Below are 12,016 nucleotides of genomic sequence, written 5' to 3'. Positions count from 1 at the left end.
GTGTCGATTCTGAGACCTTCGACGTGTTTACTTCCCCCTATGCAAGGACTCGCAGTAATTCTCTTTCCGCTACTGCTTATGCTCTTTGCCCTGGCGATGGAACGAGTCGAAGGGCGATTGCGTCGGCTCTCGGTCCAAGAGCATGAAGTAGAAGACTTCCTCGACCAGGCAAGTCACGACGACGTCGCCCGCCTGGCAAGCGATGGGTTTCCCCATGCGTTCGCCCGCTTCCACCGGAAGCGTAAGGGCCGTCAGTCGGAGGCTCCCGAGAGCGCCAGCCTGGGCGAAATCCGGACACAACGGGCAAGTTGACGGCCATACAAAGTAGTCACCGCAGCGGATTCCGGAAGAATTTTCGGCTCTTACGTGGCATCAATCACTCGTCGCGAGCTAACGGGACGTAGACTTCGATGCCGTACCTGTTGCATTGAACACAGATTGCATTGGACACAGTGTCTCACTCATGAGGGCTGAGCCTGTGTACGACGGTTTGTGCGCAGCGCGGGTACAAAGATAGATAGCGCAAAAATGACACCACAAACGAACAAATCCCAACAAGGAGCGCACGTGGACGACGTCCTGGCAAGAGCCGGCATCTTCCAAGGAGTCGAGCCCTCAGCGGTAGCGGCGCTGACAAAGCAGCTGCAGCCCGTCGACTTCCCCCGTGGACATGTCATCTTCAACGAAGGTGAACCCGGTGACCGCCTGTACATCATCGTGTCCGGCAAGGTGAAGATCGGTCGACGCTCACCCGACGGTCGCGAGAACCTGCTGACGATCATGGGCCCGTCCGACATGTTCGGCGAACTGTCCATCTTCGACCCCGGCCCCCGCACCTCGACGGCTACGACCGTCACCGAGGTTCGCGCCGTGAGCATGGACCGCGACGCTCTCAAGGCATGGATCCAGCAGCGCCCCGAGATCGCCGAGCAGCTTCTGCGCGTTCTCGCCCGCCGTCTGCGTCGTACCAACAACACCCTGGCCGACCTGATCTTCACGGACGTTCCCGGCCGTGTCGCCAAGGCGCTCCTGCAGCTCGCGCAGCGCTTCGGCACTCAGGAAGGTGGCGCCCTGCGCGTCACTCACGACCTCACGCAGGAAGAGATCGCCCAGCTCGTCGGCGCTTCCCGCGAGACCGTCAACAAGGCGCTCGCTGATTTCGCACACCGTGGATGGCTTCGCCTCGAAGGCAAGAGCGTCCTGATCTCGGATTCCGAGCGTCTCGCTCGTCGCGCGCGCTAGTTTCTTCCGGTTCGACTCTTTCGGCCGCTCCCGCTTCGGTGGGGGCGGCCGAAGTCGTTCACTGGACTCTTGTTGTACCTATCGGTAAAGTCTGTACCGATAGGTACATATCTGATCGAGAGGCCCCGCAATGACCGTCCGAGCACCGATTCCGCCCTTCACTCACGAAACTGCCGTCCAGAAGGTCCGCCTCGCCGAGGACGGATGGAACTCACGCGACCCGCACAAGGTGTCGCTGGCCTACACGCCGGACAGTTGGTGGCGTAATCGGTCGACGTTCGTCACCGGCCGATCCGAGATCGTCGAACTTCTGACCGAGAAGTGGACCCGCGAACTGGACTACCGGTTGATCAAAGAGTTGTGGGCACACAGCGACGACCGCATCGCCGTGCGATTCGCGTACGAGTGGCACGATCACGACGGGCAGTGGTTCCGCTCCTACGGCAACGAGAACTGGGAATTCGACGCCGACGGACTCATGCACCACCGTCATGCCAGCATCAACGACGTTCCCATCGAGGAGTCCGAGCGAAAGTTCTTCTGGGATCCGACCGGACCACGCCCGCACGATCATCCGGGCCTGAGCGAGTTGGGTCTGTGATGAAAGGATGAATCCATGGCCAGACAGGTAGCTGAACGCTCGGACACGATTCCCGCTCTCGCAAACGTGTTTCGAACCTACGGGTTCGACGGAGCAAGCCTGGCCGTCATCACCGAACACACCGGTTTAGGCAAAGGCAGTCTCTACAACTTCTTTCCGCGCGGGAAGGAAGAGATGGCCGAGGCCGTACTCGACGAGGTCGACGGATGGTTTCGCGCCGAAGTCTTCGAACCTCTTCGAGCAGAATCGGTTCCACCGAGGCAGCGCATCCAGAGCATGTTCGCTACCGCGGGCGACTACTTTCGGTCAGGGCAACGCATTTGCCTGTTCGGCGCATTTGCACTCGGTGAAGAGCGAAACCGCTTCGGCGCCAGGGTCCGAACATACTTCGACGAATGGACAGCGGCTCTCGAGGCGGCACTCGTCGGTGCCGAAGATTCCATCGGACTCGCCGAAGAAGCCGTGGCCGGGATCCAAGGGGCGATCGTGATGTCCCGGGCACTGGACGACGGTTCCGTATACAGCCGAGTGACGACGCGACTCGAAGATCGACTGGTACAGGCACTCACGCCGTAACGCATACCGCACGACCACAAAGGCATTTGTGCCGCGGCATCCACCTGGCATGCTCGAAAAAGCATGCACAAGAAGAAAGGAACCCATGCCCTCGTTCGAGACGGTGATCGCATCCACCCCTTCGGGGAAGGTCCGCGGCCGAAAGCGTGACGGTTCCTACTACTTCGGTGCGATCCCCTACGCCAGCGCACCGCGCTTCGAGAAGCCGCGACCGGTGGAACCGTTCTCCGACGTCTTCGACGCCACAGCGCTTGGAACGGTCTTCCCCCAACCACCTTCACGACTCGAACGCATCATGGGGCCACCGCTCCCCGAACCGGGGCACAGCGAGGACAGCTTCACCGTCACCGTCACAACCCCGTCGCTGACCGGTCATCGCCCGGTGATGGTGTGGCTTCACGGTGGCGGGTACTCCAGTGGCGGCGGCTCACTCCCCTGGTACGACGGCGGCGCTTTGTCAGCCGAGGGCGACGTCGTCGTGGTGTCGGTCAACTATCGCGTCGGCGTGCTCGGATACCTCCTCCTCGACGGCGTCAGCGAAGGCAATCTCGGGGTACACGATCAGATCGCGGCGCTCGAGTGGGTGCGCGAGAACATCGAGGCATTCGGCGGCGACCCAGACTCGGTCACCGTATTCGGGCAGTCGGCCGGCGCCCATTCCATTGTGAATCTGTTGAGCAGTAACAACTCTCGAACCCTGTTCCATCGAGCAATTCTGCAGAGCACTCCACGGCCGGACCTCAACTTCACGCAGGCTGCCGCGATCGAGAACGGGGAGACGTTTGCCCGACTGCTCGACGGAGATCCTCGGACCGCGCCGCTCTCCCACATTCTCGACGCATTCCGCGGCACGGCTGTCGAGTTCAGCCGGCGGTCCCCCAATGTCGTGCAACCGCCCTTCGCGCCGATCTCCGAACTGGAACCGGTGATCCGAACTTTCGAAACAGCGCCTGACGTCATCGTGGGATACACCCGAGACGAGGGATCTGCTTTCGTGCGCGACGTAGCGGGAGTACCCGATCCCGAACACGTCGCCGAAAAGGCACTGACACAGAACATGTTTGCCGAACCGGCAATGGAGCTGGCCGAGACCTTCACAGCGGCCGGCGCGTCGGTGTACACGTACCGCTTCGACTGGGCACCGACGGACGACGTCTTCGGAGCAACTCACTGCATAGAACTACCCTTCGTGTTGGGAACCGAGCAGTCCTGGCAGGGCTCACCGATGCTGGGCAGCAGCGACTGGCAGAGCATCGACGCACTGGGCCGTCGGATACGCCGGCACTGGACGTCGTTTGCGCACACGGGAAGTCCGGACAGCAGCGAAACCTGGGAGAAGTACGCCTCGTCCCAATCGATCGGAATCACCTTCTCCTGAGCAACTTCGGGCGCCTACCCACCCGGAGAAATCCCGTCTAGGATTGCTCCATGGACATGCCCAAGCTCCTCGACGGGCGACTCAAACTCCGCCATCTCCTGCTCGTCGACGCATTGAGCCGTCAGGGCAGTGTGGTCGGCGCCGCTGCCGCACTTCACATCACGCAACCCGTCGCGACTCGGAGTCTGCACGACATCGAGTCCATTCTCGGTGTCTCGCTCTTCGACCGCGGCCCACGCGGCATCACCCCGACCATTTTCGGCGAGGCCTTCACAACTCATGCACGGGCCGTGATCGCGCAGCTGACCGAAGCCGGGCGGCACGTCGTCGAACTTGCCGACGCCAATCGCGGAACCGTCATCGTGGGAACACATCTCGCCGGATCCAACGTGCTGCTTCCCGGCGCTATCGCGCGCCTGAAGGTTCACCACCCGTTGCTCACCGTCGTCGTGCGCGAAGGTACGCCAGAGCAGTTGCTCACCGATCTGGAAGCGGGCCGAATCGACCTGATCGTCGGCCGGCTCACCTCACCTACCGATGACACCGCGACAAGACGGAACCTCTACGCCGAATCCGTCGAACTCGTCACCCGCGTAGATCACCCGCTCGCTCACCGCGAGGACGTCCAACTCGAAGAACTACGCGGCTTCCCCTGGATCCTTCCCGGGGTCGAGACAGTGCTCCGCCGCGAACTCGAGGAGTTCTTCGCCCGCAACGGCTTGCCGTTGCCCGAAAATCGGGTCGAGGCAACCTCTTTCCTCACCGTGCGTCAGCTACTGGTCGAGACCGACATGATCGCGGTACTACCGAGCCTCATCCCCCGCGACGACGCGCGCTTGACCACCCTGTCCATCACGCTCGATCCGATCGGGCACAGCGTCGGCATCACCTCGTCGGCGACTCGCACGTCGAGTCCGTCCGCGCAGGCCCTGATCGCGACGCTGGAGTCCTTTGCAACTGAGCTCATGCGACCGTGAAACGCCGATCGGCCCGTTCCCTCCAGAGGGAACGGGCCGATGTCGGATCGACCAGGACTCAGGCGTTTTCGGAGACGCGAATCTCCTCGTGCTCCAAGCCCCGCGACGAATCGGGGACAATCTTGAACAGGGCGATGGCGCCGACCAGGCTGATCGTGCACACCCCGGCGAGATACCAGGTCACACCGACCGAAGATCCGGTGGCGTCGAGCAGAGCCGTGGCGATCATCGGTGCCAGTCCACCGCCGAGAATCGCACCGCTCTGGAGGATCAGAGACGAGCCGGAATAGCGGACCTTGGCCGGGAAAGTGTCGGCGATGATGCTGCCCTGGACACAATGTGTGACCGGAACGATCAGGCCCATGCCCAGGAACGCGATGACGGCGACCATTTTGTTCTCGGTGTTGAGGAGCGGGAAGAACACGATGCACCACAACAGGATTGCAGCTGATCCGCCGATGAACATGTGCCGACGCCCGTACTTGTCGGCGATCTTTGTCCAGAACGGGATGGAAAGGAACCACAGGACTGCTGCCGCGGTCACGCTGAGCACCAGGAATTGCTTGTCGTAACCCAGATGTTGAGTTCCGTACGACAGGGTGAACACCATGAAGGCGTACGCCACGGCGGAGTTCGCCAAGCACGCGGCAAGCGTGAGAGACAAACGGGGGAAGCCGACCTTGAGCGACTCACGCAGCGGGAAGCGGACTATTTCGCCCTTCTCCATGATCCCGGCGAATGACGGCGACTCGGTGACGCGCAGGCGAATCACCAGACCGATCGCCACCAGAACGAAGCTGAGCAGGAACGGGATTCGCCAACCCCACGAAGCGAATGCCGAGTCCGACATCACGGCGTTGGTCGTCAGGAAGATGCCGTTGGCGAGAACCAGTCCGGCGGGTGTGCCCATCTGAGGGAAACCTGCATAGAGATTCTTCTGCCCCGCCGGCGCGTGCTCCATCGACATGAGTGTCGCGCCGGCGCCTTCACCGCCCAGACCGATGCCCTGAACGACGCGCATTGCCACCAGGAGGACGGGCGCCCAGAAACCGATGGAGTCGTAGTTCGGGATGAGGCCGATGAGTGTGGACCCGATGCCCATCATCACCAATGAGACCACGAGCGTGGCCTTGCGCCCGATCCGGTCACCGAAGTGCCCGAACACGAGTCCACCCACCGGCCGTGCAATGAACCCGACGGCGAAGGTGCTGAAGGCAGCCAGCGTGCCGGCCGTGGGGCTCAGGCTCGGGAAGAATTGTTTGTTGAAGATCAACGCGGCGGCTGTGCCGTAGAGGAAGAAGTCGTACCATTCGAGAGTTGTGCCGGCCAGGGTTGCCATGGCAACTCGGCTACGGGCCGCTTTCTCCGGCAACGGCTTTCCGTCGCTCGTAGTGCTGTTGGATATCTTGTCTGACATCGCGGAACCTATCGATTGGATGGGGCAGGCGGACGATGAAGTCTGTAGTCACCGACCCCGTCTTCGGGATTGTCGGTATCACGAGCGTCGTCGATCGTTGTGTTTGGAATTGTGCTCGCTCGAGACATGACTCACAAATGCCGAATTCACCGTCCGCCATACCGGAAAAGGTATAGCCGGGGCCTCAGACGAGACCCAGGAAGCGTTCGGCATTCCCCCGCGAAATCAGTTGGCGCGCAGTATCGTCCAAGAACTCACTCTTGCGAACCACCTCACCGACCGGACGCTCCCCCAAGGGGTACGGGTAATCACTACCCACCATCACACGGTCCACCCCCACCGTGTCCACCAACAGTCGCAGCGCGCGCTCGTCGAAGACGACGGAATCCACGTAGAACCTTCCCAGGTAGTGCGAAGGCGGGAACTGCGACGTACCGATGATGTCGTTGCGGCCGTGCCAGGCGTTTTCCATCCGTCCCAACCAGAACGCGAAAGATCCACCACCGTGCGCAAATCCGATCTTGAGACGATCGTCGATCTTGTCGAACACCCCACCGAGAATCAGTGCGAGTATCGACAGGTGCGTTTCGGCCGGCATCGCAGTGAGCCACTGCGCCATCCAGCGATCGAGGCGCGGAGAGTTGGCCATGTCCCACGGGTGCACGAATACCGGCACGTCCAGCGACGCGCAGTGCTGCAGGAACGTCACCACGCCCTCGCTGTCGAGGTCCAGATCGCCGACATGATTGCCGATCTCGACACCGCGGTGCCCGTTCGCGATGCACCGCTCCAACTCACGGCACGCTGCGTCGGTGTCTTGCAGAGGCACCTGGCAGAAGGGAATCAACCGATCCTTCGCCGGCTCCACGATCTCGAGTGCGAGGTCGTTGAAGATCCGTGCAATGCGACTTGCCTGCTCACCGCTCCGGCCGTAGTTGAAGAACGCCGGAGTAGGTGAGACGACCTGCTTCTGCACGCCGTCGGCATCCATGTCCCGAAGCCGCACCTCGGCGTCCCAGGCATCGGACTGGATGCGACGGAACTCCTTGGTGCCCATCATGATCATTGCTTCGGTTTCCGACTCGACCTTCAGCCACGGCGCTTGCGGCCCCGCGTCTTCGGTCAGATCCGGCCACCCGTTGGGCACGTAGTGGGTGTGGATGTCGATCAGGTTGCTCATAGCTCAGCCCTTGCCGGGATGGAGCGTGCCGCACTTGTCACACGTGCGGGCTTCTTCGCTCTCGTAGAACTTGACGAACACCGGCGGAAGGTCGGCCACGATGTCGCGCACCTGAAGTTCGACCTCGTGAATCTTGTGATCACATTCGAGGCAGTACCACTGGAACTTCTCGAGCGTGCCTTCCTTGCGGACGCGTTCGATGACCAGGCCGATCGAGCCCGCGGTGGGACGCTGCGGCGAATGCGGAATGTCTCCTGGCAGCAACCAAGTTTCACCCTCGCGAATGTCGACGCGCTGAGGACCGTCTTCGGTCATGACATTGACGTGGATGTCGCCTTCGAGCTGGTAGAACCACTCCTCGTACGGATCGAGGTGGTAGTCGGTCCGCTGGTTGGGGCCGCCGACGACCTGCACGATGAAATCGTCTCCGAGCGCCATCGTCTGATTGTTGACGGGCGGCTGCAGGAGGTGGCGGTTGTCGTCGATCCACTTCTTGAAGTCGATGACGGGAGGAATCGTGGTCATGATGCATTCTCCGTATCTTCGGACGCCGAGCGTCGGGAGGCGGGCACGTACGCCACGCCGGAAATTTCGATGAGCAGGTGAGGGTGGGGCAGCTGGTGAACAGCCACAGTCGTTCTCGTCGGACCGTTTTCGTCGAACAGTTCGGCGTACACCTCGTTGTATCCGCCGAAGTCGTTCATCGACACCAGGTAGGAGGTGACCTGAACCAGATCACTCAGTTCTCCACCCACTTCGGCGAGAATCGCCGCGATGTTCTCGATGACGGCACGCGTCTGCGCCCGAATGTCGAGCGCCGTGGTCCCCATCTCGTCGACCGCGACGCCGACAAACGTGTTGTCGGGCCGACGCGAACTGGTCCCGGAGACATAGACGAAATCGCCGACCACCTTGACGTGGGGGAACTTTCCGCGCGGCTTCGCCAGCCTCTCGATGACCTGCGCCCCACTCATCGCTTCACACCTTTCACCGTGACGGTTCCGAGTCCGTCGATCGTGCACTGTGCGACGCCCTCGTCGAGTCGCACAGCTGCTGTGGCGGCACCGGCCAGAATTACCTGCCCGGCGCGCAACGGGATTCGGCGTCGACGAGCGATGTCGAGCAGTGCATGCAGAGCTCGCACCGGATCGCCGAGAATGGCCGACGTGGAACCGACTACCGTCTCGCCGCCGACTTCCATACGTACGGAACGGTCTTCGACGTTCTGTAGCGGCAGCCACCTCCCGATCACGTACCCGGCAGCGCTGGTGTTGTCAGCGACGACGTCGGTGTAGGTGAAGCGGAAGTCGCGGTACCGCGAGTCGATGATCTCCATTGCGGGAGCCAGTGCGTCGACGCAGGTTTCGATGTCGACGTTCGGATCGTCGAGATCGACGTCCTTCGACAGGCGGTATGCCACTTCGGGTTCGATCTTGGGATGAATGAACGTCCTCAGGTCGACTTCGCCGCCGTTGCTCACGCACATCGCGTCGGTCAACTGACCGACGATCACTTCGGAGACACCCATCTGCGCCATCTTCGCTTTGCTCGTGAAGCCGAGCTTGATGCCCACAATCGATTCACCACGGCTGGTGCGCCGTTCGAGGAGTTCGTTCTGGATCCGGTAGGCCTGGTCGATGTCGATGGTGTGTTCGTCGGCGAGGCTCGGGGTGTCGGTGCGCGTCTGCGCAGCGTCGTCGAGGCGACGCGCGAGCGCGGATACGGTGTCTTCGGGGGCTGTCATCACGCCTCGCTCATTTCTGGAAAACTTTTGCGGTTTCGATGTTCACAGTTGCACACATACATTCGTCGGTTCGGTGTAGAAGTGCAGCGAGGACTCGCCGCCCTCACGTCCGATGCCGGACAGGCCCATGCCGCCGAAGGGAGATCGCAGTTCGCGGGTGAACCACGTGTTGACCCAGGAGATTCCGACGTTCATCTTCTGCGCGACGCGGTGTCCGCGGCGCAGGTCGTTGGTCCACACGGAGGCAGCAAGGCCGTACTCGGTGTCGTTTGCGAGGGCGATCGCTTCGGCTTCGGTCTCGAACGGAATGAGTGCCGCGACGGGTCCGAAGATCTCCTCACGTACGGCGCGATCCTTGTTGGTCAAGCCAGTCCACAGGGTGGGTTCGATCCAGGATCCGCCCGACAGTTCCTGTCCGAGGTCCGGAATACCGCCGCCGGTCAGCACTTTCGCGCCTTCCTGCTCGGCGATCTCGAAGTAGTCGAGTACCTTCTTCCGGTGTGCCTGCGAAATGAGCGGTCCGGTCGTCGTTGCATCGAGCGTCGGGTCGCCCAGACGCAGTCCTGCTGCCCGCTCGACGAGTCCACCGGCGATGTCTTCGAAAATGCTGCGGTGCACGTACACCCGCTCGGTGCACAGGCAGACCTGGCCGGTATTGGTGAACACCGATTTGGTCAGGCCCGTCAGGGCTTCGTCGATGTCGACGTCGTCGAAGACGATCGCGGCGTTCTTGCCGCCGAGCTCGAACGAGACCGGACGGACTCGCGGCGCAACGGTTTTCATGACATGCGAACCCGTTGCCGAAGATCCGGTGAAGGTGACCCCGTCGATACCGGGGTGCGTGGTGAGGAACTCGCCGGCCGAGTTCGCACCGAATCCATGGACGACGTTGTAGACGCCGGCAGGCAGGCCGACCTCTTCGAGCACCTCGGCCAGCAACGACGCAGTCGCCGGGGTCTCCTCGGAAGGTTTGACCACCACGGAGTTTCCGCACGCGAGCGCGGGCGCAACCTTCCAGGTCAGGAGAAGCAGCGGCAGGTTCCACGGAACGATCACGGCGACGACGCCGAGCGGCTTGCGGATCGCGTAGTTCAGCGCCTGCTTGCCGCCCGCGAGATCCGTGACAAACGATTCCTGTCCCGCCGCGGCGACGATGTCGGCGAAGGTGCGGAAGTTCGTCAGGGCGCGCGCGACGTCGAGTTCGCGTGCCTGCGTGATCGGCTTGCCGGTGTCCGCCATCTCTGCGGCGACGAACTCTTCGAATCGCTCCTCGATCCGGTCGGCAGCGCGTCGCAGCAGAGCCGTCCGCTCTCGAACCGGCGTATCGGCCCAACCGTTGTCCAGAGCACGTCTGGCAGAGGTCACGGCCCGATCGACCAGGGCCTTGTCGGCCTCGTGGACCCGGGCGAGAACACGGCCCGTTGCTGGGTCGACCTGATCGAAGCTCGACGACTCGTCGGGTTCGACATAGGAGCCGTCCACGTAACTGCGGATCCATCCGTCGCATTGTGAGGTCATGGACTAACTATTGGGCCGTTACCCATATCAAACAAATGCAAAAACTGCCGCCAGCTATACCTCGATCGGCATAGATGGCGGCAGTTCGGCCACACAACTCAGCTCTTCGTGTCGGCGCCGAGCGCCTCAGCGTCGCAGATACGCCAACTGCACGTTGACGGATTTCTCCGCGACCGGCCACAGCTTCGGGTCGACGTCGGAGTAGACGTGCTCGACTACGTCGCGCACCGAGGCAGACTCGCCCAACGTCGACAGAGCAGCCCGCACCTGATCCAGACGCTCCTCGCGGTGGGCGAGGTACTGCTGCGAAATCGCCTGCAGATCGGGTAGGTCCGGACCGTGCCCGGGAAGAACCGTCAGTCCTTCGCCGAGTGCGGCCAGCGATCGCAGCGAGGTGAGGTAGTCCCCCAGATCGCCGTCGGAGTCGTCGAGAACTGCCGTGCCGCGGCCGAGAATGGTGTCGCCCGTCAGCACGCTCGCATCGTTCTCGATGACTATCGACACCGAATCCGCGGTATGGCCCGGCGTCGCGAGGATCCGCAACTTCAGGCCCGCTACCTCGATCACTTCACCGTCGACAAGCGCCGAAGCGCCCCCGCGAAGAAAAGTTGGGTCGACGGAACGCACTGGAGCCGAAGTCAATTCGTGGAAACGGTCCACCCCGCCGGTGTGGTCGTAGTGCCGGTGCGTGATCAAGGTCAGCGCTACCGGACCGATACCAGCGACACGTTGCAGGTGTTCCTCGTCGTTGTCGCCTGGATCGACGACAACACACTCGACGCTGCCCGGAGCATGCAGAATCCAAGTGTTCGTACCGTCCAGCGTCATCATGCCCGGGTTGTTCTCGAGCAAGACCGAAGCGATGTCGGTGACGCGGCGTAGCTGCGCGTAGGCGGGATGGACCGTCGACATCAGCGAACTTCGACGATCAGTTCCACCTCGACGGGTGAGCCGAGGGGAAGTTCTGCCACGCCGACTGCCGAACGGGCGTGGATACCGGCGTCGCCGAGCACCTCGCCGAGGAACTCGGATGCGCCGTTGATCACGCCGGGCTGGCCGGTGAATCCTTCGGCGGATGCCACGAAGCCGACAACCTTGACGACGCGAACGACGTTGTCGATGCCGACCAGGGCGTCGATGGCAGCAAGAGCGTTGAGCGCGCAGGTGCGAGCCGCGGCCTTGGCGTCCTCATCCGACACGCCCGCGCCGAGCTTGCCGGTCAGCGCCAGTTTTCCGTCGACGAACGGGAGCTGACCCGACGTGTACACGTGGTTGCCGCTGCGAACCGCGGGAACGTAAGCAGCGACGGGTGCCGCGACGGCGGGAAGTGCAATGCCCAGTTCGGCGAGACGCTCCGACCAGGTCTGTGTTGCCTCTGCCATG

At 62.4% G+C, this 12,016-nt stretch carries 14 protein-coding genes; 6 read left to right on the top strand and 8 right to left on the bottom strand.

Annotated elements, in window-relative coordinates; all coding sequences use genetic code 11:
- Positions 1–39: 39 nt before the first annotated feature.
- The 6 genes from AOT96_RS13065 (at position 40) to AOT96_RS13040 (ending at position 4,774) form a co-directional block, all read left to right on the top strand.
- The gene (locus AOT96_RS13065; protein ID WP_019746620.1) at positions 40–312 is read left to right on the top strand and encodes a hypothetical protein; all 273 of its coding nucleotides are present in this window, start codon (positions 40–42) and stop codon (positions 310–312) included.
- Positions 313–567: 255 nt separating this feature from the next.
- Positions 568–1,242 carry a Crp/Fnr family transcriptional regulator gene (locus tag AOT96_RS13060; RefSeq protein ID WP_003943506.1) on the top strand — a complete coding sequence of 225 codons (675 nt, stop codon included), beginning with the start codon at positions 568–570 and terminating at the stop codon, positions 1,240–1,242.
- Positions 1,243–1,372: 130 nt separating this feature from the next.
- Positions 1,373–1,843: a nuclear transport factor 2 family protein gene (locus tag AOT96_RS13055; protein WP_007732407.1), complete on the top strand. Its 471-nt coding sequence runs from the start codon at positions 1,373–1,375 to the stop codon at positions 1,841–1,843.
- Positions 1,844–1,858: 15 nt separating this feature from the next.
- On the top strand, positions 1,859–2,419 hold the full coding sequence (locus tag AOT96_RS13050; RefSeq protein ID WP_042446684.1) for a TetR/AcrR family transcriptional regulator: 561 nt from the start codon (positions 1,859–1,861) through the stop codon (positions 2,417–2,419).
- Positions 2,420–2,504: 85 nt separating this feature from the next.
- Entirely contained in the window at positions 2,505–3,797 is a 1,293-nt protein-coding gene (locus AOT96_RS13045) for a carboxylesterase family protein (protein ID WP_065351832.1), read from the top strand.
- 50 nt (positions 3,798–3,847) lie between these two features.
- On the top strand, positions 3,848–4,774 hold the full coding sequence (locus tag AOT96_RS13040) for a LysR substrate-binding domain-containing protein (RefSeq protein WP_003943516.1): 927 nt from the start codon (positions 3,848–3,850) through the stop codon (positions 4,772–4,774).
- A 58-nt stretch (positions 4,775–4,832) separates the two neighbouring features.
- Here the strand turns inward: AOT96_RS13040 and AOT96_RS13035 are convergent, their stop codons facing one another.
- From AOT96_RS13035 to AOT96_RS13000, 8 genes are all read right to left on the bottom strand, one after another.
- Entirely contained in the window at positions 4,833–6,191 is a 1,359-nt protein-coding gene (locus tag AOT96_RS13035) for an MFS transporter (protein WP_042446679.1), read from the bottom strand.
- Positions 6,192–6,375: 184 nt separating this feature from the next.
- Positions 6,376–7,371, bottom strand: coding sequence for an amidohydrolase family protein (locus tag AOT96_RS13030; RefSeq protein ID WP_042446676.1), 996 nt, complete (start codon positions 7,369–7,371; stop codon positions 6,376–6,378).
- Between the two features lie 3 nt (positions 7,372–7,374).
- The gene (locus AOT96_RS13025) at positions 7,375–7,896 is read right to left on the bottom strand and encodes a 3-hydroxyanthranilate 3,4-dioxygenase (protein ID WP_003943511.1); all 522 of its coding nucleotides are present in this window, start codon (positions 7,894–7,896) and stop codon (positions 7,375–7,377) included.
- On the bottom strand, positions 7,893–8,345 hold the full coding sequence (locus tag AOT96_RS13020) for a RidA family protein (protein ID WP_063315191.1): 453 nt from the start codon (positions 8,343–8,345) through the stop codon (positions 7,893–7,895). Before AOT96_RS13020 ends, AOT96_RS13025 begins: the two co-directional genes overlap by 4 nt.
- Positions 8,342–9,115, bottom strand: coding sequence for a 2-keto-4-pentenoate hydratase (locus AOT96_RS13015; protein ID WP_003943526.1), 774 nt, complete (start codon positions 9,113–9,115; stop codon positions 8,342–8,344). The genes AOT96_RS13020 and AOT96_RS13015 overlap by 4 nt, the downstream gene beginning before the upstream one ends.
- A gap of 42 nt (positions 9,116–9,157) precedes the next feature.
- Positions 9,158–10,633, bottom strand: a complete 1,476-nt coding sequence (locus tag AOT96_RS13010) for a 2-hydroxymuconic semialdehyde dehydrogenase (RefSeq protein ID WP_065351831.1) — start codon at positions 10,631–10,633, stop codon at positions 9,158–9,160.
- Between the two features lie 126 nt (positions 10,634–10,759).
- Positions 10,760–11,545 carry an MBL fold metallo-hydrolase gene (locus tag AOT96_RS13005; protein ID WP_007732381.1) on the bottom strand — a complete coding sequence of 262 codons (786 nt, stop codon included), beginning with the start codon at positions 11,543–11,545 and terminating at the stop codon, positions 10,760–10,762.
- A complete protein-coding gene (locus tag AOT96_RS13000) occupies positions 11,545–12,015 on the bottom strand; it encodes a RidA family protein (protein WP_003943508.1) in 471 nt (156 codons plus the stop codon). The genes AOT96_RS13005 and AOT96_RS13000 overlap by 1 nt, the downstream gene beginning before the upstream one ends.
- Position 12,016 lies beyond the last annotated feature (1 nt).

The sequence above is a fragment of the Rhodococcus sp. 008 genome (genome assembly GCF_001682295.1).
In the GTDB taxonomy this organism is placed as follows: Bacteria; Actinomycetota; Actinomycetes; order Mycobacteriales; family Mycobacteriaceae; genus Rhodococcus_F; species Rhodococcus_F qingshengii.
Note: the sequence above shows the minus strand (reverse complement) of the source record. Positions and strands in the feature narration are given on the sequence as shown.